This window comes from Chitinophagaceae bacterium (assembly GCA_016710165.1).
Classification (GTDB): domain Bacteria; phylum Bacteroidota; class Bacteroidia; order Chitinophagales; family Chitinophagaceae; genus Ferruginibacter.
Map to the genome: position 1 here is coordinate 1,752,912 of JADJLJ010000001.1, position 24,670 is coordinate 1,777,581.

Below are 24,670 nucleotides of genomic sequence, written 5' to 3' on the forward strand. Positions count from 1 at the left end.
CTTTACTAAAACCATCTCCGCCGGGGGTATGAAAATAGCGATCTACAGCAGGGGCATTAAGGAAAACCAGCACCAGGACATTATACAACTGCTGGATGAACTGGCATTAAGCAATGTAGAACCCGTATTTTACCAGGATTTCTTCAACCAGTTTTATTCTTCCATTGATATCAAGACAAAGTATTCCACCTTCAATTCATCCGACGACCTGGATGAGAGCATTGACTGCATGATGAGCCTTGGAGGTGACGGAACCCTGCTGGATACCGTGACCTTTGTTAAGGACAGCGGCATTCCCATACTGGGCATCAATTACGGCCGGCTTGGTTTCCTGGCAAATATCAGCCGGGATGAACTGCACCTGGCCGTACAGGCCCTGGTTGACCGGACCTATGTACTGGATAAAAGAACACTCATTCATTTAGACGCCAACATTCCCCTGTTCGAAGACGGACCCTCTGCACTGAATGAATTCACCCTGCACAAAAAAGATACTTCGCCCATGATAAAAATTCACACTTACCTGAATGGTGAATTTTTAAACACGTACTGGGCAGACGGGTTGATCGTGGCCACGCCTACCGGTTCAACCGGTTATTCGCTGAGTTGCAATGGCCCGGTGGTCTTCCCCGACAGCGGAAGTTTTGTAATTACACCGGTATCTCCGCATAACCTCAACATACGCCCCATCGTGGTGCCCGACAACAATGTCATCTCCTTTGAAGTGGAAGGAAGAACAGACGGCTTCTTATGCTCCCTTGACAGCCGCCGGGAAGTAGTACCCAAAGAAATTCAATTAGCCGTACGAAAAGAGAATTTTATGGTGAACCTGATCCGCCTTAACGAAAATAATTTCCTCCAAACGCTGCGGAATAAACTGAGCTGGGGGCTGGATAAAAGGAACTGATCACCCGGACAGCATCTGTCTTTTCAACATACCTTTGCAGAATTCCTTTATGCCCGACAAGACAAAAAAACTCCGACTGGTATTTTTTATTTACTGGTTCCTGCTGGCTTACATACTGGCAGCATTGGTCTGGTGGTTCATTGCCCTGAACCGGCAAAACCGGCTGATGACAAAATATGAAATGGAACAACTGCACCCGGCTGATCCCGGTTACGAGGCAGAAGCCGAAAAATTCCGTTCGCTGGAAAAAAGAAAGTCAGCGCAATACATGGGAGAAGGCATCACTTTTTTCCTGCTCATCATAGCCGGGGCGGTATTTGTTTACCGCGCTGTACGCCGTCAGTTGAAACAAAGCCAGGACCAGCAGCATTTTATGATGGCCCTTACCCATGAATTAAAAACACCCATCTCCGTTGCCAAACTGAACCTGGAGACCATACAGAAAAGAAAGCTGGATGAGCAGCAGCAGCAACGGCTTTTGCAAATAACCCTGCAGGAAACCAACCGGCTCAATGCGTTGTGCAATAACATGCTGCTCTCTTCCCAGATAGAAGCAGGCGGTTACCGCATCACCAACGAAGAAACCAATTTCAGCGAACTGGTAAGTACCTGCGTACAGGATTTTATGACCCGTTTTCCGCAGCACATCATCCGGCCGGCTGTAAACGAAGAATTGTTTGTGCAGGGCGACCGGCTGCTGCTGCAGATGCTGGTGAACAACCTGATCGATAATGCGATCAAATATGCCCCAAAGGAACTTCCCGTTACAGTAGATCTTCATGAAGAAAATAACAGGATCATCCTGCAGGTGAAGGATGAAGGCAAGGGTATATCCGATGAGGAGAAACAAAAAATATTCACCAAGTTTTACCGGGTAGGGAACGCTGCAACCAAAGCGGCAAAAGGCACCGGGCTGGGACTTTACCTCTCAAAGAAAATTGCCCGGCAGCACAATGCAAACATTTCTGTGACAGATAATACACCCGCGGGTTCTATTTTTACGGTTGAATTGAATTCATTTACTGAAAAAAGGTAGCTTAGCACAATGGCCGATAAAAAATTTTCCATACTACTGGTTGAAGACGAAGAGAATTTGCAGGAAGCATTGAAACTTAACCTGGAACTGGAAGGCTACGAGATCACCAGCGCTTACGACGGCGCAGAAGCATTAAAGGCGGTAACAAAAGAACATTTCGACCTGATCATACTGGATGTGATGCTGCCCGAACTGGACGGTATCACGGTTTGCGAAACCGTCCGGCTCAGCAACCCGGACATTCCCATCCTGATACTGAGCGCAAAGAACAGCAGTGCCGACAGGGTGCTGGGTTTGAAGAAAGGAGCGGATGATTACCTGACCAAACCCTTTAACCTGGAAGAGCTACTTCTGCGGGTGGACAAGCTCATCAAAAAAAGTGAGCGGCTGAGTGTTAAAGTGCCCGTCCCGGAAATTTATGAGTTTGGTAAGAATAAAATTGATTTCAAGGCATCGGAAGCATATACAAAAAGCGGTGAGCGGGTAACGCTGACCAAAAAAGAGATCATGCTGCTGAAGCTGCTCATCGAAAACAAGAATGAAGTGGTGACCCGGGAAAAGATACTGCAGGTGGTTTGGGGATACAATGTTTACCCTACCACCCGCACCATTGACAACTTCATCCTCAACTTCCGCAAATATTTTGAAGAAGACAGCCGGGCGCCGGAATATTTTCATTCAGTAAGGGGAGTGGGATACAAGTTCACTCATGCATGAGCATGATAGGTATTGAGTAACTGAACAACCTCATTTGCTTTCTCATACAACGCCTTTCTGTTTTCATTTTCCACAACGGGAGTATAAAGCTGGAATTCAATTTCGTCCACCAGGCCGTACACCTGCATGGATGTTTCATGAGCAATGCCCATCTTATCCATCCGGGAGGCTATCGTTCTCCTGTTCAGGTCTTCGGCCGGGATGGAAAGCTTTTTTGCCAGGTATTTTTTCAACTCCTCATTCAGGGTCATGTAAAATAATTTCCCGTCAGCATGTTGCAAAAGTTCATTGGCCTTCGTAAAAGGATTTTGCTGGCCATCCATGATCTCCTGTACCGGTTTTTCATCAACCTCAGGCCTGATCTCTTCTGCTGCCAGTACCTGTTTCTCTTTTTTAAAATCCCGCTTCAGCCAGAATATAAGTCCGCAAATGATGAGTATTGCCACCACACTAATGACCCGCAGGCGGTTCTTAAAAAAAAGGACGAGGTAAGAATCTTCTTTCCGGACCGGGTTCTCCTCTTTGATCACTTTAGGCCTTCCCGTACCGGGCATCACCGTGATAGGTATTGGTTTCGTTTCAACCGATCTGTACACCCCCTGCCGGGGATCGAAGAAACTGAATGAGAATGCCGGGATATTATACGTACCGGGCCTGGAAACCGTGAAGGGGAATTCAAATATTTTTCTTCCGCCCACCGGCACGGTCCCTTTATACAGGTCATCTGTTGCTTTAGGATCAAATCCTTCTATACCTTCCGGCCATGAGATCCCGGGAGCATTTATCATCTGAAGGTTCCCTTCGCCGCTGATGATCACCGCCAACCTGCCACCGTCATCTGTGGTGAAATTATTTTTTTCAACTCTTGCCCCAATGGTAAAGTTGCCTACTGCTCCTTTAAAATTGGCCGGCTTGTTCGTTTCCGGCATGGGTTTCACAACTATCACTACCGGTTTGTTCTTCAGGGTGACTTTCTGCAGTTCCATCCCTTCCGGCGGGATCATCGCATCGGAAAAATCGGGTAACATGCCGTCAAAAATATCAGGGCGCTGGTTGAGGTATTCTGCTTTAATAAAGCGGACATTGTTCTCGATCTCTGCCACTCCCAGTTCCAGGTCGCCGGGCAGCAACGGGTATAGTTGCACCTTACGGATGATGTACACATTATACTCCCTGCCGTCTTTTTTTTCAACCTGGTAGCTGGTATTATCCGGTTGCTGCAGGTCAATTACCGAAAACCCGTTGAAAGAAGGATTCCGGATCAGGTTGCTTTCGCTCTTCAACCGGGTGTACAATTTGTACGTGGCCACAACAGGTTCTCCCACATAACAGCTTTTCCGGTCCACTTCCAGCGCAACAAACATGTTCCTGTTTATTTTCTCCAGGGGATCCTCTCCTTTTTTCAGAATGAAATCCCGGTTCGTTGACCTCGGCGCCGGTTCATCAAAGGGGTTCATGCCGGCAAAAGGGTTGCCGGGGGTATTAAGTTGCTGCGTGTTCCCGGTAGAAGTTGCCACCACTTTAATGGTAACGCCGTTACTCCTGTACATAGCCCCGTCGGCCCTTGCCATGGCAGGTGGAATGAAAAAATTTCCTGTCTGCTTCGGTTTGATGATATAACTCAATGCAATGTATCTTTTTACATTCCCGTTCACCATGCTCATCCCGCTCTCCTGGCTGGGTCCGCTTATAACAGTAAAATCCTTTAAGGGCGGAGGTTCTATCTGCTGCACTTCCCCCGCATTTTCAACCATCAGTTTCAGTTGTGCAAATTCATTCTTTCCGATCACGGCGGGAGCAATACTGGCTGTAAACCTGACCTGTGCGGTTGCGGAATACCCGCAGCATAAGAAGAACAGTAAGAATAGTTTTTGTAGACAATCTTGCATGATAACTGGCATCAAAAATAACGGATTGCCAACTGCCTCAGAAGTTAAACGTAGATAAACGGACGAAATAAATTGTTAAACCAACCCCGGAAGGAATTACAGGTCGCCCAACTGGGGCCGCAGTATTATCTCTTCCACACAGGCCTTTGCAGAGAGTTGAGCGGCGGCGTACAGCATTCCGGCAATATCCGATGCCTCCATGATGCGGTTGGGGTCTACACCGCTTCCGCTCCAGGAATCGGTGTAGGCGGCGCCGGGAAGCACATGGGTGACCTTAATACCGTAGGGCTTCATCTCTTCCCGCAGGTTTTTGCTGAAGCCATACAAGGCATATTTGCTGATGCCATAGGCCCCTCCGTTGGGATAGGCATTCAGGGATGCAATGGAACACATATTGAAGATGTGGCCGCTTTTGGCCTTTATCATGGCAGGCAACAACAGCCGGGTAAGATGATAAGCACTGTAAACATTTATTTCCATCAGGCTTTCCAGGTTTCCGTCATCCTCGCCATAAGCACTCCCGGGCAGGTAAATGCCGGCATTATTTACCAGTATGTCTGTTTTACCGCATTGGCTTTTCACCCAGTCTGCAAATTCCAGCAGCTGATCTTTATCCGACACATCACAAACCCTTGTATACACGTTCACTGCAGGAAAACGATCCCGCAATGCTGCGCCGGTAGCTTCCAGTTCATTTTTGGTCCGGGCACATAGGAACAACTGGTGTGCCTGTCCATCTGCAGCAAACCGTTCAGCAATGGCCTTGCCCAATCCCCTGGATGCACCGGTTATTACGATATTCATCTGTAAAAGTTAATTGGTTATCTTGCAATGATAAGTAAAGTTACTATTCCCCCATTTAAATACGCATGCCCCGATACAAGCACCTGTTCTTCGACCTGGACCACACCCTTTGGGATTTTGATGCCAATGCCCGGGAAACACTGGGTGAGTTATATTCCCTGTTCAGCCTTTATGAAAGGATAGATACCCCGTTTGAAGATTTCTACCCAAAATATTTATTTCATAATGAAGTACTATGGGACCGGTATCACAAAGGGCTCATCAGTTCGGAAGAATTAAAATGGAAACGTATGTGGCGTACATTGCTCGATTTTAAAGTGGCCGACGAGCCCCTTGCCCGCGACCTGAGCGCCAAATTCCTGGAAATACTTCCTACAAAAAAACTGCTGTTTCCTCATACCACAGAAATACTCAACTACCTGACTGACAAAAATTACGTTTTACACCTCATCACCAATGGTTTTGAAAAAACCCAGTGGAGCAAATTGAACAACAGCGGGCTGGGCAGTTATTTTACCCATGTGATCACTTCGGAAGCCAGTAACAGCCTCAAACCCAAGAAAGAGATCTTTCATTATGCCATGGACAAGGCAAAAGCATCCTTGCCCGAAAGCATCATGATCGGTGATAACCTGGATGCGGATATACAGGGCGCCATGAATGCCGGCATGGATTCGGTGTTTGTGAATCACATCAATGCCGTGACCCAATTAAAACCTACCTATACGGTTACACATTTAAAGGAACTGGAAGATATCTTCTGAGCGGGGAAATAAAAAACCCCATCCAGGGATGGATGGGGTTTAGAAAAGATCTTGTGAATTACATCTTAGCGGTTGCTTTTTCTTTGTCTTTGCAGCAGGACTTATCGGTCTTTGCTTTTGCTTCTTTGGTGCAGCAGGTTTTTCCTTTAGCACATTTCTTCTTTTTTCCTTTGTCGGCCAACGCTACGCCGGTAACAAACATAAATGCAGTCGCTAATAAAAGTACTTTCTTCATGAACTAAAATTTTTTGTTTGATTAATCAACGTAAAAATAGGGCAGAAATTGCAGAGTGCCAAGCCTGATTTGTTAAAAATCAGAGGGTAGCTATCACGGTTACCCCGCCCTTTACGGCCTGGTTCAGCTTCACATTCACCCTGGTGCCCGCTGGCAAAAGCAGGTCAACCCGGCTGCCAAACTTGATAAAACCCATTTCATCGGTCTGGCTCACTTTTTGGCCCACCTGAAGATAATTTACAATACGTTTGGCCAGGGCCCCGGCTATCTGCTTTACCAGGATCTCGGTGTTCCCCTGCCGGATGACCACCGAATGCCGCTCATTTTCGGTAGAGGATTTGGGATGCCAGGCCACCAGGTATTTGCCTTTGTGATACTGGTTATACACCACTTCGCCGCTGATGGGATTGCGGTTCACATGTACATTGGCAGGGCTCATGAATATGGAGACCTGCAGGCGTTTGTCTTTAAAATATTCCTCATCGGTTGTTTCTTCAATTACTACCACTTTACCATCGGCTGGAGCAATAACCGCATTTTCACGGATGGTCAGTTTCCGGTTTGGGATGCGGAAAAAAGATATGAGGAATAATAACAGTCCCAGGGTAAGAATGAAAATGATATTACAAAGCCACATCATAGAAGCGCTGAGAAAATAATATACCGATAAGTTTATCGCCCCGAAGATCAGTGTGGCAATGCCGATGCTTTTGTATCCTTCCCTGTGTATGGTCATTATGCTGAGTTAGACCGCAAAGATAATGAGTTATACGTTTGTGGTTTGTAGTTTGTGGTTCAGTCTCTCCTGAAGTAACCATTTCACTCATTTCAGGAATACCTGTACATAAACCCATACAGCAGGAACGGCAAAAAGGAGGGAATCAAACCGGTCCAAGAAACCACCATGACCCGGCATAAAACTGCCGCTGTCTTTAACCCCGGCCATGCGTTTTAATTTACTTTCGAAGAGATCACCGAAAGTGCCGAAGATGCCGCAGAGGGCAGGAATGAAAAACCATGTATTCGTTGGTGCGGATGATACACGCAGTTCCTCTCCAATTATCAGGGGATATAAAAAACCCATAACAATCACACAAAGAATGATACCCCCGATAGTTCCTTCCCATGTTTTCTTAGGCGAAATTTTTGTCAACGGCGTTTTTCCGATAAAAGAACCTACCAGGTAAGCCATCGTATCATTAATCCAGATGGAAAAAATGATGCAAAGAGGAATTTCTGTATCAAGAATCAATTTGTTTTCATATCCGAGCGTATATATTTTGGAAAATGTCCGTAAATCAATCATCATTAAAACAGGTATTGATATATAAATCAATCCCAGTAAACAATAGCCAAAATATTTACCAGCATATATCTTCTTCATCAGTTTCACAAACTCATACCAGCACCCGAAATGGATCACCGTAAACAAAACCAGGAAACTCCAGAAATTCCAGAGCAAACCAGCCAGCATCACCGCTACAAAAAGCAGCGCTGTTAATGCACGGGTCTTAAAGGTCTGAAGGTTGAATGCCACGGTTACACTTTTTTATTTTCAGGGAAATGGTGCAGCAGGTCTTTCTGTTCAAACAGGTCCTGCTCTTCAAAAGCGATCTGCCTGCGGTTCTTAACCGATACCTTTTCAAACAGGATGAACAAGCCCCAGGTGATGACAAGTGCTATCAGTGCGCCCCACATCGGTACTTTGGGGTCCAGTTTGTCTACTTCTACCTTCCCTGCATTCCTCGATATCCAGAACAGTTGTATCACCGCCACAGTATTGTTTAAAAAGTGCGCCACAATATTCACCCAGAGGTTTTTACTCCGCTGGTACATCAGTCCCAATACGAACCCCAGCAATGCACGGCTAAGGAAAAGATAAAGGGACATGTGGATGAAACTAAAGAACAGCGATGTTACCAGTACCGCCAGTAATGGCATCTTCCACCAGCGCTCCAGCAGGTTCTGTAAAGCTCCCCGGAAAAAGATCTCTTCAAACAGCGCCGGGAAAAAAGCCATGATGACAATGGCCATAAAAAATTCGCCCCAACTTTTAAGGTTGCTCAATACAAGCACCTGTTCGGTATAGGCATCTTCCATCTGCTGGGCCATTGCTTTAATGCCGGGAAAATCAGCCAGGGCCATTTTGCTGAGGTCTGCCAGCGGGTTGGCCAGCACATTGGCCAGGAAGATGAGAAAGAAACCGAGTATGACCTGGCGGCTATTGATATGCCTGTTAAAGCCGAGCCAGAAAAAATTCTTACCATGGCAAACCAGTAAATAAAGCACCGCAGGAACAAATAAGAGAAAAAAAGTACCCAGCACCTGGCTCAGCCTGGCATAACCAACATTGGCCGGGTTCGACATTGCTTTTATCAATTCATCCCCCACTTTCTCCAGGGGAGTGCCTGCGGGCATCATTTGAAGCCCGATCAGGAACTGAACAGCACCAGCCATTAAAAAGCCTGCTCCCAAAAAGATCAATAGCATACCCAGCTGGGCCCATCCGTTTAAACCTTTTACACTGCTGTATTGCATAGCTACGCCGATTAGTTGTAAATTTGCCACCGCAATATACAATGAGTAAAAGGTTTAAAAAATAAAATGCCAAGCATCGGTCATATACAACTGCCTGATTTCCCGCTCTTACTTGCGCCCATGGAGGATGTAAGCGACCCGCCGTTCCGGGCCGTATGCAAAGATCATGGCGCCGACCTGATGTATACAGAATTCATCAGCAGTGAAGGGTTGATACGGGATGCAATCAAAAGCCGGAAAAAGCTTGACATTTTTGATTACGAGAAACCCGTTGGCATACAGATCTTCGGCGGGGATGAAGAAAGCCTGGCGCTTGCTGCAAAAATTGTGGATGTCACCAACCCCGATCTGCTGGACATCAATTTCGGATGCCCGGTAAAAAAAGTGGCATTGAAAGGAGCCGGTGCAGGCGTATTAAAAGACCTTGACCTGATGGTGCGGTTGACAAGCGCCGTGGTGAAATCAACGTCATTGCCCGTTACCGTTAAAACAAGGCTCGGTTGGGATGAGAATACCAAAAACATAGAAGAGGTTGCCGAACGGCTGCAGGATGTTGGCATCAAAGCCCTGGCCATTCATGGAAGGACAAGAACCCAGATGTACAAGGGGGAGGCAAACTGGGAACTGATCGGAAAAGTAAAGAGCAACCCAAGGATCAACATTCCCATTTTTGGGAACGGGGATATCGACAGCCCGGAAAAAGCGTTGGAATACAAAAACAAATACGGTATCGACGGCATCATGATCGGCCGTGCCGCCATTGGTTATCCCTGGATATTTAACGAGATAAAACATTTTTTAAAGACAGGCGAACATCTTCCCGCTCCTTCCATTGAAGACCGGGTTGCTGTTTGTAAAAAGCACCTGCATAAATCATACGAATGGAAGGGTCCCAAGGTCGGCATTTTTGAAATGCGAAGGCATTATACCAATTATTTAAAAGGAATGCCGGGCATTAAGGATTATCGTTTAAAACTGGTTACGCTTGAAACGGTGGAAGAAATTGATGCCGTACTGGATGAGATCGTTGTGAAATATGAAGGGTACCAGTTTGAAAAGGCGCCCATTGAACTGATCAACTACCACGAAAAGTGCCCGGTGAATTAGGGTCGGGACGCTACCAGCGGCCTGAACCATTGACTTTCGGAAGAAGAATTTCACCAATCTTAAACGGAAAAAAAACTAAAAAAACGGGACACTACCAGCTTCCTGAATCATTTCGCCTTTGTACTTTTCTCTCCTATGCATTTAACAGCAGGCGAATTCTACCACATTTATAACAGGGGCAATAACCGTCAACCTGTTTTCTTTAACGAAAGCAATTACCTTTTCTTTATTAAAAAAATGAGTGAGCAGCTTGTACCTGCATCAGATATTATCTGCTATTGCCTGATGCCCAATCATTTCCATTTGATGATCAGGGCAACGGAAGAAAGTATAAAAACAAGGCCATCTTTTGGCGGAAAGGCAATGCAGGAATTCCCGTACCGGGTTGGAATCCTGCTAAGCAGTTATTCCCAGGCCATAAATAAACAAAATGGCACTACCGGTTCTTTATTTCAGCAAAAGACAAAAGCAAAAATATTAAGCGAACAGGTTGAAGGAGAAAAAATAAATTATATCGAAAGTTGTTTCTTCTATATTCATCAAAACCCGGTTAAGGCCAAATTGGTAGCTAGTATAAAAGACTGGAACTATTCTTCCTGGCTTGATTACACAGGTGAAAGAAATGGGACACTTTGCAATAAAATTTTCTTTTTCAACTGCACTGGCTTAACTGAAAAAGATATCGTATCAAGGCTAGGAGAAAACTCTACAGAAGATGATCTAAAGAAGTTTTATTGAGAGGATTCAGGCCGCTGCAGCGTCCCGACTCTAACCAACAGGGTCGGGGCGCTGCAGCGACCTGAACCCTTGAAGCCTGTCATTTCACCAGGTTTTCTAACTCCTCAGTATAAACCCCTCCCCTTCTTTCTGCAAAAAAATCAGCGCCCAGCATAAGAAAAGCCTGTATGGCCAATGTAATGCCCAATCCGTACCAGAATGACCGATCCGGGTTTGTCCTGAAAAGAAATATCAATACAATACCTGTAACGATCAAAGCGATCTCCACCCAGCGGTAGATAACGAAATTCTTCATCACGGTTTCCATCCTGGGTAATTCCTGTGTCCTTGTATAAGACACCGGTTCCATACCGATATTGTAGGCAACCTCGTTCATTTGTTTATCTGACCGGGCGTAAACGGCGAACCCTACCACGCACTGAATGATGCCGATTGCCAGCAGGGGTATGGCCGCTCCTTTATAGAACAACGGATTGGACCTGATGAAAATGAAAAATATAATGGCGAGCATGATGGCGACAATGCCTACTATGAGAAACAAAAGGCTTTCCTGTTTTTCAGCTATAAAATATTTGTAGATGAAATTAAAGTCGCGTTGTTCAAACATAAAAGGATTTATTGATTTATTACCTGAATGATCTCATTACCCGTCGGCTCAACCGTGGATGCAAAATAATTTGTTAAGCGTCCGTTCTCATCCACAATATACTTACAAAAATTCCAGGACGGCTGCTGGCTGTTCCAGCCGTTTTGCGCCGGGTCGGTAAGCCATTGAAACACTTTATTCTGTTCGGGGCCTTTCCGTACACTGCTTTTTTTCATCAACGGAAATCCAACGCCAAAGTTGAGTCTGCAGAATGCCGCAATTTCTTCATTGCTTCCTTTTTCCTGCTCTTTGAAATTGTTGGCCGGGAAACCGATAACAACCAGTTTGTCCTTATACTTTTCACTTAGCTTTTGCAGGTCGTCGTATTGCCCGGTATAACCGCAATCGGATGCGGTATTCACCAGCAATACCTTCCTGCCCTTCAGTTGAGCAAAATCAAACGCGGTTCCGTCGATCAGGGTATCCTTTAATGAGTAGAAGGAGACCAATGGCTTTGCATTTTCATTGGATGTTCTCTTTGTATTGAATCCCCGCTTATTTGCCCACCAGATCCACAATGGGTAAACTGCCTTTAAAACTTTCTGCCGGCCGGTCATATTCTTTGAATTTCGGTTTACAATTTCAACATAACCCCAGGAACTGATCATCAATAACGGTATTACAACTAAAACTATTTTCAGTCCCCTGTATTTATTCTTCTTTTTTCCCTCTTTCATTACTTACCGGATGATCCATTTAAACAGTTTCAGCTTCCCTTTAAATGGCGGGTATTTTATCGCCGGGTCAAACCAGGTGGGCGTTCTCATCACAGCTTTTTTATGACTGAAGGTATCAAAGGAGTACTTTCCATGACAATTTCCACTGCCGCTGAAACCCCTGCCGCCAAAAGGCAGGTGATGATTGGTAAGGTGCCAGCTGGAATTATTCACACAGCCGCCGCCGAAGGCCACGCTGTTCAGCCAGTCCTTTTCCTTTGCCCTGCCAGATGTAAAGACATAAAAGGCCAGCGGGTTTTTATTTTGCTCAATTATTTTAAGGGCCTCTTCCTTTGTGCTGAACGGGATAATGGGAAGCACGGGTCCGAAAATCTCATCTTTCATCACATCGGAATCCATGCTCACATTATCCAGTACCGTTGGTTCTATGAACAGTTTGTCTTTATCCGTTCTGCCCCCATAGATTATGGTTCCCTGTTGCAGGTAATTTATCAACCGGTTAAATTGTTTTTCATTGATGATCTTTCCATAATTGTAGCTATCCTCCGGCCTGTCACCGAAAAAATCATGAATGGTCCTTTTCAATGCGGCAATCAATTCTTCCTTTTTGCTTGCATGCACCAATACATAGTCAGGCGCCACACACATCTGTCCGGCATTACTGAATTTTGTAACAGCGATCCGCCGGGCCGCCACGTTGATGTTGGCATCGCTTTCAACGATGCAGGGGCTTTTTCCGCCAAGTTCCAGCGTTACGGGCACCAACCGTTCTGCAGCCATTTTATAGATCTGTTTTCCCACCGCAGTGCCTCCCGTAAAGAACACATGATCGAAAGTGAAATTGTTCATCATCCCGGGTATTACTGTTGCGCCATCTCCTTCAGCAACCTGTATATAGTGCTTCTCAAAAGTTTCTTCCATCAACTGTCTTATTACTGCAGCCGTTGCAGGAGCAAATTCCGAAGTCTTTATGATGGAACAGTTTCCGGCAGCGATGGCACCCACCAGGGGGGTAAGCAATAACATCAGCGGGTAATTCCAAGGGCTAATGATCAGCACGACGCCCAACGGCTCCTTCATTACAAAACTGGAAGACGGGATGTTTACCAGGTTCGTCGGTACGTGGTCTGCGTGCATCCACCGCTTCAGATTCCGGATGGCATTATTGATCTCGGCAAGCAGGAACCCTGTTTCGGTTACCCAGCATTCTTCGGGACTTTTCTTCAGGTCAATGTACAACGCCTCATGGAACTGCTTTTCGTATTTCCTTAAAGCATCCCTGAACTTCATCAATTGTTCCCTCCGGAAAGCATAGGATCTTGTAATGCCGCTTTCATAATACCGCCGCATTTGCAATAAGTCTGCCATTAAACATAAATTTGCTGAAAGGTAGCAAAATCGTTTTATGACTGATGAACAATATATGCTGGAAGCGCTGAAAGAAGCACAGAAGGCTTTTGAGAAAGACGAAGTGCCGGTAGGTGCTGTCATTGTGATGAATGATAAGATCATAGCCCGTGGCCACAACCAGGTGGAGCTGCTGAATGACAGTACCGCCCATGCCGAAATACTGGCCCTTACCACGGCCTTTAATTTTTTGAGCAGTAAATACCTGCCCGAAGCCACCCTGTATGTAACAGTGGAACCCTGCCTGATGTGTAGCGGCGCCTTGTACTGGAGTAAGATCGGCAGGATCGTGTATGGTGCAACCGATGAAAAGAACGGCTACCGGAGATCGACGGGACACAAAAACCCTTTTCACCCCAAAACAGAATTAGCAGGCGGTATTTTGAAAGATGAATGCGGCCGGCTTATGAAGGATTTTTTTAAAAGCAAGCGTTAGTTTTCGAGATAAGAAAGAAATAACAGTCCGTAATTCATAATCAACCTTCCCTTCGTAAATTTGTTATTCCTTTACAGGACAGAAATAATCATCTAACATTCAAAACAAATAATTATGGCATTTACACTACCGGCTCTGCCTTACGCATTTGATGCATTAGAGCCACATATCGACACCCGGACCATGCAGATACACCATGGCAAACACCACCAGGCCTACGTAGATAACCTGAATAAAGCCATTGCCGGGACCGAACATGAAAATAAAACCATCGAACAACTGGTAGCTGCTGCCGGGAGCATCAGCCCTGCTGTGCGTAACAATGGCGGCGGGCACTGGAATCATAGTTTTTTCTGGGAGAGCCTGGCGCCCAACGCCGGCGGAACTCCCCCGGCAGGCGGAAAACTTGCAGATGCCATCAATGCAGCATTTGGCTCTTTTGATGGGTTCAAAGAAAAATTCGCTGCAGCCGGAATGACAAGATTTGGAAGCGGATGGGCATGGCTGATCGTAAAGGATGGCAAACTGGAAGTGACCTCTACTCCTAACCAGGATAATCCCTTAATGGATGTTGCAGATGTGAAAGGAAAACCAATTTTAGGTTGTGATGTCTGGGAGCATGCTTATTACCTGCATTATCAAAACCGCCGTGCAGATTATCTGGCTGCGTTCTGGAATGTGGTGAACTGGAATAAGGTGGCAGAAAGACTCTGACCCCTGCCCTAAAGAGGAATAAATGAAATTCAGCCGTGACCGTAAAGGATCACGGCTTTTTTCAGATACATACCGAAGTAATTAATCTATAGATCTCCCCATGCCTGCCCCTTTAGGAAACGGGCTATGGTACCGGGTCATAGCCATGTCCGCCCCAGGGATGGCATTTGCTCACCCGCCTGATGGTAAGCCAAAGTCCTTTTACGGGCCCGTATTTTTTCAATGCCTCCACGGCATAATGTGAACAGGTTGGTGTATAGCGGCATTTTTGTCCCAGCCACGGAGAGATGATCCATTGGTAAAGCTTTATCAGCATGATAAAGGGGAAACTAAGTATCTGCCAGACTGTTCTCATTTACGATTTTTATAAGTCGCTTTATTACGTTCCCTGTTTTCTCAAACAGGAATGGCGGATCCGGCAATTCATTCCCAACATAAATAAAGAAAACAGCCAGGTGCTTATCGCTGTTTTTCAACTGTTGCCGAAGTGTGTTTCTTTGCAACCGGTATGCTTCCCGTACCAGGCGTTTGATCCGGTTCCGGTCAACTGCCTTTTTGAACTGTTTGCTGCTTACGGTAAAACCAGCCTGTAATTCAGCGCCCGCATTTTCAGTAAACTTCCAGATCACCTTAAAGGGGAAAATGGAAAACGACCTGCCCTCCCTGAACAATAGTTCAATTGTTTTCCGGCTTTTGAGCTTTTCCTCTTTCTTAAATGTATGTCGTTGTTTGGGTTCCAATTCCTCAAAATTAAAAAAGTCCTGCCGGTAAGCAGGACTCAAATATATTGACCAGGTTCCCGTCCGGGAAACCGGTGATCTTATTTTTTATCTCCGTGTTCGCTGGAAACGGTCAGTTTATGACGTCCTTTTTTACGGCGGCTTGCCAATACCTTACGGCCATTGGCTGTCTGCATACGCTGGCGGAAACCATGTACAGATTTTCTGCGACGTTTGTGCGGTTGATAGGTTCTTTTTTTACCTGGCATTTTATTACGTTTTTCCCTGCCTGATGACGGCAGGCAGGCTTTTACAAATTAATTTCCGGATCTATTTTTACACGCAGCAGGGCACCATCCCTGTTGTTTGTGAAAGGACGGCAAAGGTAAGGGAAAACAAGGTATCGGAAACCAGTAATTTGAAGCTTTTTTGCCATTTAAAGCGCCAAATGGGCCGATTGTACGGGCTTTCCGTAGAAAATGGCGGCATGACTGTCAAAATCCTCGGTGGAATCAGTGGTAAAAAAAGCGATCTGGCCATTTTTACTGCAATCCGCATCGATCTCCTTATGCCTGCTCAAGTAGTCCTTCAGGCTTTCGGCCACTATTTCCCCCTGGGACAATATGCTCATGCCGGGCGGCACCGCCTTTTTTATCTTCTCCATCAGAAGCGGGTAATGGGTACAGGCAAGTAAAATGCTGTCGATACGGCCCGATTGGCCCAATAGGTTGCCAATATTCTTTTGTATGAAGTAATCGGCCCCGGGTGAGTTGTATTCATTATTCTCCACCAAGGGCACCCACATGGGGCATGCTTCCTGGTAAACCTTTATCGTGGGATAAAATTTATTTATCTCGATCGGGTACGAGTTTGAGATCACGGTACCACTGGTAGCCAGTATACCCACTTCACCGGTTTTGGTGAACTGGCCGATGATCTCGGTAGTGGGCCTGATAACCCCCAACACCCTTTTACCGGCATCCATTTTTGGAAGGTCATTTTGCTGAATGGACCGCAACGCTTTTGCAGAAGCGGTGTTACAGGCAAGTATCACCAGCGTACACCCCTGGTTAAATAACCACTTTACGCATTCCAGTGTGTATTCATACACGGTCTCAAAACTCCGTGTACCATACGGAGACCTGGCATTGTCGCCGAGGTAGATATAATCGTACTGCGGAAGTTTGGCTGTTATTTCCTTTAATACGGTCAATCCGCCGTACCCGCTGTCAAAAACACCAATGGGCTGTTGCTTCATTTACCAAAAATAACAAAGCCTCCCGAAGTAACGGGAGGCTTTGCGTTTATTCTTTTTTAAAAGATCAGTTCTTGGCGCCGGCAGGTTTCGCTGCTGGGGCCGGGTCCTTTATACCAAGTTTTGCCTTAACCGCAGCCAACAGGTCATCGCCCGGAGGTGCAACTAGCAGTGAATTGGTGGATTCATCCAATACATATGAATAGCCTTTCTCTTTTGCAACATTCTTGATCGCTTCCATCGCTTTATCACGAACAGGGCCAATCTTATCCTGGGCATACCTGCTGGCCTTTTCCTGGGCTTCCTGGTCGTAGTTCTGTAAACGGGTGAACAGCTTAACAAGTTCATCCCTTCTTATCTCTTTCATGCTGGCAGAAAGCGTAGCCGAATCTTTAAAATATTCATCCCTTTTTTTATCTGCATCGATCTGAAGGGCTTGTCCCTGTAACTGGAGGGATTGCTGGTATTCCCTTAACTGGGAATCCACTTTGGCTGCTTCGGGCATTAAACTGATCAATACATCGGTATTAATGTAACCGATCTTTGTTTGTGCTGAGGCACTTAAAGCACTGAACGCCATCACAGCTCCTACGATTAACTTTTTCATTTTTGTTTTACTATTTATTGGTTTGTTTTATAGTTTGTTTTTCAGTCACAATAGCTGCCCCGGGGCAACTATTTAGATATTATTTAACACCCAGATTCCTCAATACGTCGGCGCTCCTGTCCAGTTTGGGGTCGGCAAAGATAACGGTAATTCCTTCACTTTTATCCAGTATGAAATCATATTGTTTTTCAACGGCCAGTTTCTGAACGGCATTATAAACCCGGTCCTGGATAGGTTTTATCAGCTCCTGTCTTTTTTTAAACAGGTCGCCTTCAAATCCAAACCGCTTTTTCTGAAGGTCCCTCAGTTCTTTTTCCTTGTTATACAGTTCATCTTCCCTTTTCTTTTTCAGCACATCACTCAGCATTACCTGCTCGGCATCATATTCCTTGAACATCTTGTCCACCAGCGCCTGTTTCTGGTCTATTTCCTGCTGCCATTGCTCGCTGAACTGGTCAAGCATTTTCTGGGCATCCTTGTATTCCGGCAGCTTATCTAAAATGTATTTAGAGTCAATTACTGCATACCGTTGTGCCGTGGCGGTAAATGCGGTAAGCATTACACAGCAGGCGATGAATAAAATCTTTTTCATTGTTACTCTTTTTATGATTGACAATTACTCGGGTTCCTGTCCCAACATGAATGTGAACTTGGCTGCTCCTTTAAATCCGCTGGTCTGGTTATACCGGTCAAAGCCTATGCCGTAATCAAAGCCCAGCAGGCCGAACATGGGCAGGAAGAAACGCAATCCCAATCCTGCCGAACGGCGTAACTTGAAGGGATTATAATCTTTGAAACTATACCACCCGTTTGCCGCTTCAAAAAACGCCAGTCCGTATATTGTACTTCCGGCACTGGTGCTGAACGGATAACGCAGCTCAACCGTATACTTGTTGAAAATAGTAAAGAATTGTGATGGGGTGATGCCATCCGGGTTTACCCGTGGGTCTGATTTATCATAAACAGGGTACCCCCGGTGTGCGATGATGTCATATCCCAGGAGGGCGAAGTTATTGCTCAGGCCTGCATCACCCAGCTGGAACCGTTCGAACGGTGAAATACTGATGTCTTTATTATACCGGCCAATGAACCCGTATTTGGCGGCTACTTTTAAAATGAACTGTTTGTTCTTTTCTTCTCCTCTTGCCATGCCGATCGGCACATACCACTCCCCGTTCATACGCCACTTATGGAATTCAGGAAGGCGGTAACTGTTGTCGGAAGCTGACGTGATGCCCATGAGTGAATACGGAAGGGTAAACTGCCCGCTCAGCAGGAAGTTGGATCCGCTGGTAGGGAAGATGGGATTTGGCCCGGCTGAGTTACGCACCAGGGATACTTTCAGGCTGATATTGGTTGATGTACCGTTACTGATACCCTGGAATATGTTTGAATAATTGCGAAGCTTGTATCGCTGAACGTTGAGTGAATAAATAAGGTTGAAATAATCATCCGGCCATTTCAGCTGTTTTCCAAGACCAATGCTGAAACTGCTGGTCTTGATATAGGAAGTATCCCCGCATTTCCGGCAATAGCTTCCAAACTGATCGTATGCATTGGCATATTTGGTATTGGAGTACGCAATGGTAAAAGAATTACGTTTCTTTCCGCCCAACCATGGCTCGGTAAATGAAAAATTATAAGAGCGGAAAGCCTTACCATTGGACTGGATCCTTGCCGTAAGTTTTTGCCCGTCGCCGGATGGCAGCGGATCCCAGGTAGACCGTTTGGTAATGTTTTTAATGGAGAAATTATTGAAGGAAACACCGAGTGTTCCCGTGAGGCCGATGCCACCCCCAAAACCGGCAGACAATTCCAGCTGGTCGCCCGATTTTTCTTCGATGCCCCAGTTGATATCCACGGTACCGTTTTCGGCATTGGGCACCACGTTCGGATTGATCTTCTCCGCATCGATGAATCCAAGCTGGCCCAGTTCCCGTTGGGTACGGATGATGTCCGAACGGCTGAATTTTTCACCGGGTACGGTTCTTAATTCTCTCCGGATGACATAGTCCTTGGTCTTCTTATTGCCTGAGATGGTTATGTTGCCATACGTGGCCTGCGGGCCTTCTGTCATACGTATCTCAAAATCGATGGTGTCATTGTATACGGCTGTTTCCACCGGGTCTACCCGGAAGAAAAGATATCCATCGTCCATATAAAGACTTCCGATATCGGCACCCTCGGCAGAAAGTTGTTTGCCCAGGCGTTTGTTCAACAGTTCCAGGTTATAGATATCCCCTTTTTGGATACCCAGTAAGGCATTCAAAAGAGAGTCGCCGTATTTGGTGTTCCCGCGCCATACAATGTTGCCAAAATAATATTTTCTTCCTTCTTCCATTTTGATGAAGAGGTTCAGGTTATTTCTCACATCGGTTATTGAAGTGTCCTTCAGAATGACAGCATCCCGGAAACCTTTGGAGTTGTAATAGTCAAGTACCTTTTCTTTATCCTGTATGTATTTGGTCTCATTGAATTTGGCGCCGCTGAATCCCCTTATCCGGAAATAGGGGTCAACATAATCCCCGGTTTTGGTAATGGAAAGAAAATCCATTTTACCGATATATTCTTTGAACGAGGTTTTTGATACCGTATCACCGAACGGATTTTTGATCACCACCGGGAAAAGGGTAATGCGGTTCATTTCCTTGGTGTCTTTCATCTGCTTTTTCAGCTTCTTGGCTGCAAGGCTGTTGTTACCGCTGAAGTTGATGGAATTAACACGTACTTTCCGTCCCTTGCTGATCGTAAAGATCAGCGAAACTGCATTATTCATGAAGGTGACCGGCTCTTCCTTCAACTGGATATCTACATTACGGTAACCCTTGCCATAATAGAATTTCCGTATGGCCTCGATGGCACTCAGTTTCATGTTCTCTGTCACCACCCTGTCCTTCACCAGGGCAACCTTGGGTTCCAGGTCATCCTTTTCTCCCTTTTTTATCCCCAGGAATTTAAAATCAGCAAGCCGGGGCCTTTCGGTAAGGGCCATTTCTATATACAGGTCCTTGCCCTCCAATCTTGTAAAGCTGATCTCGATGTCTGAAATGAGGTTTTGTCTCCACAGTTTGGAAATGGCCTTCCCAAAAACATCGGTACCGGGGATCTGAACCTTATCGCCAACGGCAAGGCCCGAAATGGAAATAATGAGGTTGGGATCAAATGCTTTGGTTCCGGTAACATGAATGCCGGCAATGATATATTCCTTCGGCGTTTTTGAATTGAATATGGCTTGTAATTCCGGGTTAACCGATACAGGGATGGTGTCGTTCTGGGCCGAAACAAACTGGCTGCTAAATATCAGGGTGGCAATAAAAAAAAATCCTTTGTAGATCCTCTGCATCAATTGGTTTTTACGTGCGGCAAATTAAGCCCATTAATTAAAACTATTTGTTAACCTCATCCTAAATCATTGCGTTAACGAGTATCGGGAACGGGTATTTTCAATCTTTGGAACGTATTGTTAACCAGCGGTTTCCTCGTTCTTTATCTGTTCCCCGGTTTTCCCAAAACGCCTTTCTCTTCCCTGGTAATCCAGTATCGCTTCATACAGGTTTTCTTTCCTGAAATCGGGCCAGAGAGTATTGGTAAAATACAATTCAGAATAGGCAAGCTGGTATAATAAAAAGTTGCTTATCCGGTATTCCCCGCTTGTCCGTATCATTAATTCCGGGTCCGGGAAAGCATGTGTTGCCAGGTATTGCTGTATCGTTTCCTGTGTGATCGAATCCGCATTCAGTTTCCCTTCTTTTACATCGCCTGCAATTTGCCTGACCATATGAACGATCTCCCAGCGGCTGCTGTAACTAAGGGCCATGATAAGGTTTAAACCGGTATTCTTACTGGTCTCGTTCAATGCCTCTCTTAATTCGATCTTTGCCGCTTCGGGCAGCATACCGATGTCACCGATCACATGCAGCCTGATATTGTTCTTATTGAGGGTAGGCACTTCTTTGTGAATGGTATCCACCAGCAGTTCCATCAACCCGCTAACTTCATATTCAGGCCGCTCCCAGTTTTCCGTGCTAAAGGCATAAAGAGTAAGGTATTTAACACCCAATTCCGCAGCGCCTTCCACCACATCCCGCACGCTTTCCACTCCATGCATATGCCCATACAGACGGTCTTCGCCTTTTTCCATTGCCCACCTGCCATTGCCATCCATGATAATGGCAATATGGCTCGGCAGCCGCTGTATATCTATTTTCTCTTTCAGGCTCATAAAATGCTAAAAATGAGTAGTCACGCTCATAGCGTGACTTGGGCGGGCAAAAGTAATAAATTTTAGCTGGAATAAGCTTTTTAGGGTTAAATCTTACAGCTTTATCAACTTACCGGTAAACTCTTCTCCGTTCACCATGACCTTGTACAGGTAAAGGCCGGCCGGCACTTTACTGATATCAAACTGTTTAACATTCTTAAAATTACCAACCCTGGTGCCCTGGGTATTGATGACAGTGATCTCATTGGCCGTTAACACAGCCCCGTTTTGAAGGCAGTTGAACACGCCTGTTGACGACGGGTTTGGGTATAATACCGGGGTTGACGTCTTTGAAGGTAACGGGGCACCCGTGGCACAGGCCTGCCTGGCCTTGAGATAATCCGCATCATCGCCGATACGTTTTGTTACGATGCAGTCAACCCCGTTTGACAAAGTTACCATTGCATTCGGAGAACTGTAATCGGGCAATTCCACCACCACCTGGTTTGAGAACCGCAGCGTACGGCCCATGTCGGAGACTTCCCACTCCAGCTGACCGGAGTTTGAAGCAGCAACCAGCTGGGTAATACAATTGCCATTGCGGTTGATGACAGAAATGCTGAAATTGGCATTACTGCATGGGGCAGGCTTTGGTTCGGCATACCATAAATGGTTACTGATGTTGGCAAACACCAGGTCATAGTTCCCCTTTTTCGTGATCCTGCAAAACCTGCCCTTACTCTCTGCAGGAATATCAATAAAAAATAAAGAAGAATCGTTGGGGGTTACGAACCGTGCTTTTAAAGATTTACTGTTATGATCTATAAAAGCAAATGCGTTATTTATTTTTTCTTCTGTTGCAAACCCGCTGCCGGCAGCATAACTGTTACTCATGCTGAAATACAGTTTGCTTATCCCGGCGGGTATGTAAAAATATCCGGGCAAACTGGCTAAGTCACCGGAATAGATCTCTGTTGCCTTTCCAAAAAAGGCCCCGCTCTTGTAAAAGATATTCTTATTGGTCAGGATCTCCAGGTCCACGGCAGACTGGTATCTGGAAGTAACGGTCAGTTTATAGCTGCCTGCTGAAGGGAGCGGTATCATCAGGCTACCCGCCGGAGAATTCCTGCTGAGCGAAAAATCGTTGATCACATCCAGTGCCCGTTCGGTTGATTCAACGGTGAAATTGATATATCCCTTTCCCGCCATATCGAAAGCGGGCTTATAGATGATGGTAAAACTTCCGGCAGCAGGCGCCTGTATCATGAATTCACTGCGGTTGTAATAATCCTGGCCGCTGGTGTATTTGAGTTGAACATTGATCTTTTTCAGGGGGCGGATATTGCCGGCATCAAACTTATCCTTTACAAAGGAAGCGGCTTCAAACTTATGATCACGGATAGTCCCGCCAAAAGCTGCCAGATCGCTTTGAAAATGAGTATCAATTTCTGCTGAAGTTATTAAAGGCAGGTTGCCATTTTGGTATGCAGACCCGTTTACGTTATTATACTGAACATGGAACGGGCTTCCTGCCGGGTACCTGCTGGCAATTACTGCAATAAGATAATAACTGTTCACCAGTTGCAGCCTGTTTGTTTTTGCCAGGTAAATGCATAATGCTGCTGCCTTATCCATTTTTGCGATGGCAGGCCGCGGGTCTGCGGCCCAGTCGAAATACAGTACCATATAGTGTATATATGCCTTCAACTCACGGAGCCTCTCCTTTACCACTTCCGGTTCATGCAGTGTCTTTCTTTCTGCGTCTTCGACCATTTGCAGGTACATGGGGATCCGGTACTTACCGGAGATACCCCCTGCCATGCTTTTTTTCGTCCGTCCAGAACTGCAGCAGGCTGTAAATTGTTTTACCTCCAGCGGCAAACATATTATTACAGAATTCCTGCAGGGTGCTGTCTATTGAGATCTTATCATTCAATAAAGAATTGTTGGCTGCCAGTAAGTAGGGCAGGCTTGCAAATTTTGCAGGAGATGCTTCCCAAACCAACCCCTGGCTTTTTTTATCTTTTGCGATCTGCACGGTTGCTTTAAGATCATTCAGGAAAAAGGCCGGTGTTTCACCACTCCAGTTCGAAAGGTTCAGATAATTGTATTCAGAAATATTATTGGTCCGCTCAAACCAGCGTTTCCTCAGCCCGTTGGTACTGGTCAGGTTCTGGTAAACCGAAGGTATCAGCTGAACATCAATATTATCATTGATGGAAATGCCGGGAGAAGGGACATCTGCATGTGTTGAATACGCGTATACCTGGAAACGCATCCCGGGGTAAACAGCGTTGATGCGCCGGGCGGTAAAATCAGCCAGGGTGAACTGCTGGTCGCTTTCCGTTGAATACCCTGTGTTCTGGCACCCGGTATTGTCCTTTGTATTTCCCCACCTGGCCCCATCCGGCACTTCAATACCTATATACCGGTATGCATACTCAAAGTTCCTGTATTGATTTACATACAGGGCCTTGTTGCTGAAAATATTATTCCTGTACTGGGTATATTTCTGCTCAATGGTTGTTGCCCACAGGCTCATAGACGCCTGGCTGTTAACATCCGGAACCGACTGGGTATTTGCTGCCCGTGAATTATTGAAGCATGCCACGTAACATGGGTTGTTTTGCAAAGCAGAAAGGTAATTTCCCGTCATGATATCGCCCCGGTGCCCTGCAAAACGGTAAGCGCCCGCCATGCCGTTGCGGCGCTGGTACAATGCCCAGTTATGGCCATTATCACCAAAATAGGTATCCCAGTTGAATGAGGTATTGTTATCCATCGCCCAGCGGTTGTGGCCACCACTGACCACCCAGGTCTTATACCGGAAACTGTTTGTATAAACACTGTCGGACTTCTTATAAGCCGAATGTAAAACAGGAATGATCTCCCAAATGGACCCGGGCTGATAAAACCGGAAGCCGAGGTTTTGCAGGTACTGGTATACCCCGAAGCACAATCCATTATCCTGCGAAGCAGAGAATTTTATGAACCCGGCCCCGTCGCTTTGCACGATGCAGGCCTGGTTATCTGTAATGGTTGAATCGTAAATTAAAATTATTCCTGAAGACGGTATGCTGTTGTAAGGCTGTATGGTGAATTGGCTGCTCCGCACTGCTTTCTGTAACAGCATAGCTGCATCCTCTGCAGTTGACCTGAGCAACTGAGAAGCTCCTTGCGGATAGTACACGGTCTGTGCCTTTGTAATGAACATACAAAAAGCCAATACCGCTGTGGTAAAGCAGCAGCGAATGAACGCCATAGTTTAATGTT

27 protein-coding genes are annotated in these 24,670 nt (G+C 45.9%); 8 read left to right on the forward strand and 19 right to left on the reverse strand.

Annotated elements, in window-relative coordinates:
- Positions 1-28 precede the first annotated feature (28 nt).
- Genes IPJ02_07530 through IPJ02_07540 form a run of 3 tightly spaced genes read left to right on the forward strand, consistent with a single transcriptional unit; the run spans position 29 to position 2,660 of the window.
- Complete coding sequence (locus IPJ02_07530; protein ID MBK7375396.1) at positions 29-907, forward strand: NAD kinase; 879 nt, start codon at positions 29-31, stop codon at positions 905-907.
- A 49-nt stretch (positions 908-956) separates the two neighbouring features.
- Positions 957-1,943: a two-component sensor histidine kinase gene (locus IPJ02_07535; GenBank protein ID MBK7375397.1), complete on the forward strand. Its 987-nt coding sequence runs from the start codon at positions 957-959 to the stop codon at positions 1,941-1,943.
- A gap of 9 nt (positions 1,944-1,952) precedes the next feature.
- Positions 1,953-2,660 (forward strand): response regulator transcription factor, encoded by a 708-nt coding sequence (locus tag IPJ02_07540; GenBank protein MBK7375398.1) that lies wholly within the window; start codon positions 1,953-1,955, stop codon positions 2,658-2,660.
- Here IPJ02_07540 and IPJ02_07545 read toward each other — a convergent pair.
- Positions 2,651-4,549: a protein BatD gene (locus IPJ02_07545; GenBank protein ID MBK7375399.1), complete on the reverse strand. Its 1,899-nt coding sequence runs from the start codon at positions 4,547-4,549 to the stop codon at positions 2,651-2,653. The genes IPJ02_07540 and IPJ02_07545 overlap by 10 nt on opposite strands.
- Before the next feature lie 96 nt (positions 4,550-4,645).
- On the reverse strand, positions 4,646-5,353 hold the full coding sequence (locus IPJ02_07550; GenBank protein MBK7375400.1) for an SDR family oxidoreductase: 708 nt from the start codon (positions 5,351-5,353) through the stop codon (positions 4,646-4,648).
- Positions 5,354-5,418: 65 nt separating this feature from the next.
- Between IPJ02_07550 and IPJ02_07555 the strand changes: the two genes are divergently transcribed.
- Complete coding sequence (locus IPJ02_07555) at positions 5,419-6,117, forward strand: noncanonical pyrimidine nucleotidase, YjjG family (protein ID MBK7375401.1); 699 nt, start codon at positions 5,419-5,421, stop codon at positions 6,115-6,117.
- A 58-nt stretch (positions 6,118-6,175) separates the two neighbouring features.
- On the opposite strand, the gene IPJ02_07560 is transcribed toward IPJ02_07555, so the two are convergent.
- The 4 genes from IPJ02_07560 to IPJ02_07575 all read right to left on the reverse strand — a co-directional run bounded on the left by IPJ02_07560 (position 6,176) and on the right by IPJ02_07575 (position 8,890).
- The gene (locus tag IPJ02_07560; protein ID MBK7375402.1) at positions 6,176-6,352 is read right to left on the reverse strand and encodes a hypothetical protein; all 177 of its coding nucleotides are present in this window, start codon (positions 6,350-6,352) and stop codon (positions 6,176-6,178) included.
- Between the two features lie 79 nt (positions 6,353-6,431).
- Positions 6,432-7,088: a phosphatidylserine decarboxylase family protein gene (locus tag IPJ02_07565; GenBank protein ID MBK7375403.1), complete on the reverse strand. Its 657-nt coding sequence runs from the start codon at positions 7,086-7,088 to the stop codon at positions 6,432-6,434.
- A gap of 87 nt (positions 7,089-7,175) precedes the next feature.
- Complete coding sequence (locus IPJ02_07570; GenBank protein ID MBK7375404.1) at positions 7,176-7,889, reverse strand: phosphatidate cytidylyltransferase; 714 nt, start codon at positions 7,887-7,889, stop codon at positions 7,176-7,178.
- 2 nt (positions 7,890-7,891) lie between these two features.
- Positions 7,892-8,890, reverse strand: coding sequence for a CPBP family intramembrane metalloprotease (locus IPJ02_07575; protein ID MBK7375405.1), 999 nt, complete (start codon positions 8,888-8,890; stop codon positions 7,892-7,894).
- Positions 8,891-8,956: 66 nt separating this feature from the next.
- On the opposite strand from IPJ02_07575, the gene dusB reads away from it, so the two are divergent.
- Together dusB and IPJ02_07585 are read left to right on the forward strand one after the other, a co-directional pair.
- The gene (gene dusB, locus IPJ02_07580; protein MBK7375406.1) at positions 8,957-9,997 is read left to right on the forward strand and encodes a tRNA dihydrouridine synthase DusB; all 1,041 of its coding nucleotides are present in this window, start codon (positions 8,957-8,959) and stop codon (positions 9,995-9,997) included.
- Between the two features lie 135 nt (positions 9,998-10,132).
- Positions 10,133-10,735 carry a transposase gene (locus IPJ02_07585; GenBank protein MBK7375407.1) on the forward strand — a complete coding sequence of 201 codons (603 nt, stop codon included), beginning with the start codon at positions 10,133-10,135 and terminating at the stop codon, positions 10,733-10,735.
- A 79-nt stretch (positions 10,736-10,814) separates the two neighbouring features.
- Here IPJ02_07585 and IPJ02_07590 read toward each other — a convergent pair whose 3' ends face one another.
- The 3 genes from IPJ02_07590 to IPJ02_07600 all read right to left on the reverse strand — a co-directional run bounded on the left by IPJ02_07590 (position 10,815) and on the right by IPJ02_07600 (position 13,426).
- The gene (locus IPJ02_07590; protein ID MBK7375408.1) at positions 10,815-11,342 is read right to left on the reverse strand and encodes a hypothetical protein; all 528 of its coding nucleotides are present in this window, start codon (positions 11,340-11,342) and stop codon (positions 10,815-10,817) included.
- Positions 11,343-11,350: 8 nt separating this feature from the next.
- A complete protein-coding gene (locus IPJ02_07595; GenBank protein MBK7375409.1) occupies positions 11,351-11,938 on the reverse strand; it encodes a glutathione peroxidase in 588 nt (195 codons plus the stop codon).
- A gap of 123 nt (positions 11,939-12,061) precedes the next feature.
- On the reverse strand, positions 12,062-13,426 hold the full coding sequence (locus IPJ02_07600) for an aldehyde dehydrogenase family protein (GenBank protein ID MBK7375410.1): 1,365 nt from the start codon (positions 13,424-13,426) through the stop codon (positions 12,062-12,064).
- Between the two features lie 37 nt (positions 13,427-13,463).
- Between IPJ02_07600 and IPJ02_07605 the strand changes: the two genes are divergently transcribed.
- Both IPJ02_07605 and IPJ02_07610 read left to right on the forward strand, forming a co-directional pair.
- A complete protein-coding gene (locus tag IPJ02_07605; GenBank protein MBK7375411.1) occupies positions 13,464-13,901 on the forward strand; it encodes a nucleoside deaminase in 438 nt (145 codons plus the stop codon).
- Between the two features lie 114 nt (positions 13,902-14,015).
- Positions 14,016-14,615 carry a superoxide dismutase gene (locus tag IPJ02_07610; protein ID MBK7375412.1) on the forward strand — a complete coding sequence of 200 codons (600 nt, stop codon included), beginning with the start codon at positions 14,016-14,018 and terminating at the stop codon, positions 14,613-14,615.
- A 124-nt stretch (positions 14,616-14,739) separates the two neighbouring features.
- Here IPJ02_07610 and yidD read toward each other — a convergent pair whose 3' ends face one another.
- The 10 genes from yidD to IPJ02_07660 all read right to left on the reverse strand — a co-directional run bounded on the left by yidD (position 14,740) and on the right by IPJ02_07660 (position 24,659).
- Complete coding sequence (gene yidD / locus IPJ02_07615; GenBank protein MBK7375413.1) at positions 14,740-14,970, reverse strand: membrane protein insertion efficiency factor YidD; 231 nt, start codon at positions 14,968-14,970, stop codon at positions 14,740-14,742.
- Positions 14,945-15,355: a ribonuclease P protein component gene (gene rnpA / locus IPJ02_07620; protein ID MBK7375414.1), complete on the reverse strand. Its 411-nt coding sequence runs from the start codon at positions 15,353-15,355 to the stop codon at positions 14,945-14,947. The genes yidD and rnpA overlap by 26 nt, the downstream gene beginning before the upstream one ends.
- A gap of 80 nt (positions 15,356-15,435) precedes the next feature.
- Positions 15,436-15,603 (reverse strand): 50S ribosomal protein L34, encoded by a 168-nt coding sequence (gene rpmH, locus IPJ02_07625; GenBank protein ID MBK7375415.1) that lies wholly within the window; start codon positions 15,601-15,603, stop codon positions 15,436-15,438.
- A 167-nt stretch (positions 15,604-15,770) separates the two neighbouring features.
- Positions 15,771-16,592, reverse strand: a complete 822-nt coding sequence (gene murI / locus IPJ02_07630) for a glutamate racemase (protein MBK7375416.1) — start codon at positions 16,590-16,592, stop codon at positions 15,771-15,773.
- Between the two features lie 64 nt (positions 16,593-16,656).
- The gene (locus tag IPJ02_07635) at positions 16,657-17,196 is read right to left on the reverse strand and encodes an OmpH family outer membrane protein (GenBank protein MBK7375417.1); all 540 of its coding nucleotides are present in this window, start codon (positions 17,194-17,196) and stop codon (positions 16,657-16,659) included.
- Between the two features lie 79 nt (positions 17,197-17,275).
- Positions 17,276-17,788 carry an OmpH family outer membrane protein gene (locus IPJ02_07640; GenBank protein MBK7375418.1) on the reverse strand — a complete coding sequence of 171 codons (513 nt, stop codon included), beginning with the start codon at positions 17,786-17,788 and terminating at the stop codon, positions 17,276-17,278.
- Positions 17,789-17,812: 24 nt separating this feature from the next.
- Complete coding sequence (locus IPJ02_07645) at positions 17,813-20,539, reverse strand: outer membrane protein assembly factor (protein MBK7375419.1); 2,727 nt, start codon at positions 20,537-20,539, stop codon at positions 17,813-17,815.
- Between the two features lie 120 nt (positions 20,540-20,659).
- Positions 20,660-21,418: an isoprenyl transferase gene (locus IPJ02_07650; GenBank protein ID MBK7375420.1), complete on the reverse strand. Its 759-nt coding sequence runs from the start codon at positions 21,416-21,418 to the stop codon at positions 20,660-20,662.
- Between the two features lie 93 nt (positions 21,419-21,511).
- On the reverse strand, positions 21,512-23,218 hold the full coding sequence (locus tag IPJ02_07655) for a T9SS type A sorting domain-containing protein (protein ID MBK7375421.1): 1,707 nt from the start codon (positions 23,216-23,218) through the stop codon (positions 21,512-21,514).
- A complete protein-coding gene (locus IPJ02_07660; GenBank protein ID MBK7375422.1) occupies positions 23,196-24,659 on the reverse strand; it encodes a hypothetical protein in 1,464 nt (487 codons plus the stop codon). Before IPJ02_07660 ends, IPJ02_07655 begins: the two co-directional genes overlap by 23 nt.
- Between the last annotated feature and the right edge of the window lie 11 nt (positions 24,660-24,670).

What these genes read in the sequence shown, in the direction of transcription:
- IPJ02_07530 (MBK7375396.1), top strand. Translation starts at nt 29, where the DNA reads ATGAAAATAGCGATCTACAGCAGGGGCATTAAGGAAAACCAGCACCAG.
- IPJ02_07535 (MBK7375397.1), top strand. Translation starts at nt 957, where the DNA reads ATGCCCGACAAGACAAAAAAACTCCGACTGGTATTTTTTATTTACTGG.
- IPJ02_07540 (MBK7375398.1), top strand. Translation starts at nt 1,953, where the DNA reads ATGGCCGATAAAAAATTTTCCATACTACTGGTTGAAGACGAAGAGAAT.
- IPJ02_07545 (MBK7375399.1), bottom strand. Translation starts at nt 4,549, where the DNA reads ATGCAAGATTGTCTACAAAAACTATTCTTACTGTTCTTCTTATGCTGC.
- IPJ02_07550 (MBK7375400.1), bottom strand. Translation starts at nt 5,353, where the DNA reads ATGAATATCGTAATAACCGGTGCATCCAGGGGATTGGGCAAGGCCATT.
- IPJ02_07555 (MBK7375401.1), top strand. Translation starts at nt 5,419, where the DNA reads ATGCCCCGATACAAGCACCTGTTCTTCGACCTGGACCACACCCTTTGG.
- IPJ02_07560 (MBK7375402.1), bottom strand. Translation starts at nt 6,352, where the DNA reads ATGAAGAAAGTACTTTTATTAGCGACTGCATTTATGTTTGTTACCGGC.
- IPJ02_07565 (MBK7375403.1), bottom strand. Translation starts at nt 7,088, where the DNA reads ATGACCATACACAGGGAAGGATACAAAAGCATCGGCATTGCCACACTG.
- IPJ02_07575 (MBK7375405.1), bottom strand. Translation starts at nt 8,890, where the DNA reads ATGCAATACAGCAGTGTAAAAGGTTTAAACGGATGGGCCCAGCTGGGT.
- dusB (MBK7375406.1), top strand. Translation starts at nt 8,957, where the DNA reads ATGCCAAGCATCGGTCATATACAACTGCCTGATTTCCCGCTCTTACTT.
- IPJ02_07585 (MBK7375407.1), top strand. Translation starts at nt 10,133, where the DNA reads ATGCATTTAACAGCAGGCGAATTCTACCACATTTATAACAGGGGCAAT.
- IPJ02_07590 (MBK7375408.1), bottom strand. Translation starts at nt 11,342, where the DNA reads ATGTTTGAACAACGCGACTTTAATTTCATCTACAAATATTTTATAGCT.
- IPJ02_07595 (MBK7375409.1), bottom strand. Translation starts at nt 11,938, where the DNA reads ATGACCGGCCGGCAGAAAGTTTTAAAGGCAGTTTACCCATTGTGGATC.
- IPJ02_07600 (MBK7375410.1), bottom strand. Translation starts at nt 13,426, where the DNA reads ATGGCAGACTTATTGCAAATGCGGCGGTATTATGAAAGCGGCATTACA.
- IPJ02_07605 (MBK7375411.1), top strand. Translation starts at nt 13,464, where the DNA reads ATGACTGATGAACAATATATGCTGGAAGCGCTGAAAGAAGCACAGAAG.
- IPJ02_07610 (MBK7375412.1), top strand. Translation starts at nt 14,016, where the DNA reads ATGGCATTTACACTACCGGCTCTGCCTTACGCATTTGATGCATTAGAG.
- yidD (MBK7375413.1), bottom strand. Translation starts at nt 14,970, where the DNA reads ATGAGAACAGTCTGGCAGATACTTAGTTTCCCCTTTATCATGCTGATA.
- rpmH (MBK7375415.1), bottom strand. Translation starts at nt 15,603, where the DNA reads ATGCCAGGTAAAAAAAGAACCTATCAACCGCACAAACGTCGCAGAAAA.
- murI (MBK7375416.1), bottom strand. Translation starts at nt 16,592, where the DNA reads ATGAAGCAACAGCCCATTGGTGTTTTTGACAGCGGGTACGGCGGATTG.
- IPJ02_07635 (MBK7375417.1), bottom strand. Translation starts at nt 17,196, where the DNA reads ATGAAAAAGTTAATCGTAGGAGCTGTGATGGCGTTCAGTGCTTTAAGT.
- IPJ02_07640 (MBK7375418.1), bottom strand. Translation starts at nt 17,788, where the DNA reads ATGAAAAAGATTTTATTCATCGCCTGCTGTGTAATGCTTACCGCATTT.
- IPJ02_07645 (MBK7375419.1), bottom strand. Translation starts at nt 20,539, where the DNA reads ATGCAGAGGATCTACAAAGGATTTTTTTTTATTGCCACCCTGATATTT.
- IPJ02_07650 (MBK7375420.1), bottom strand. Translation starts at nt 21,418, where the DNA reads ATGAGCCTGAAAGAGAAAATAGATATACAGCGGCTGCCGAGCCATATT.
- IPJ02_07655 (MBK7375421.1), bottom strand. Translation starts at nt 23,218, where the DNA reads ATGGCAGGGGGTATCTCCGGTAAGTACCGGATCCCCATGTACCTGCAA.
- IPJ02_07660 (MBK7375422.1), bottom strand. Translation starts at nt 24,659, where the DNA reads ATGGCGTTCATTCGCTGCTGCTTTACCACAGCGGTATTGGCTTTTTGT.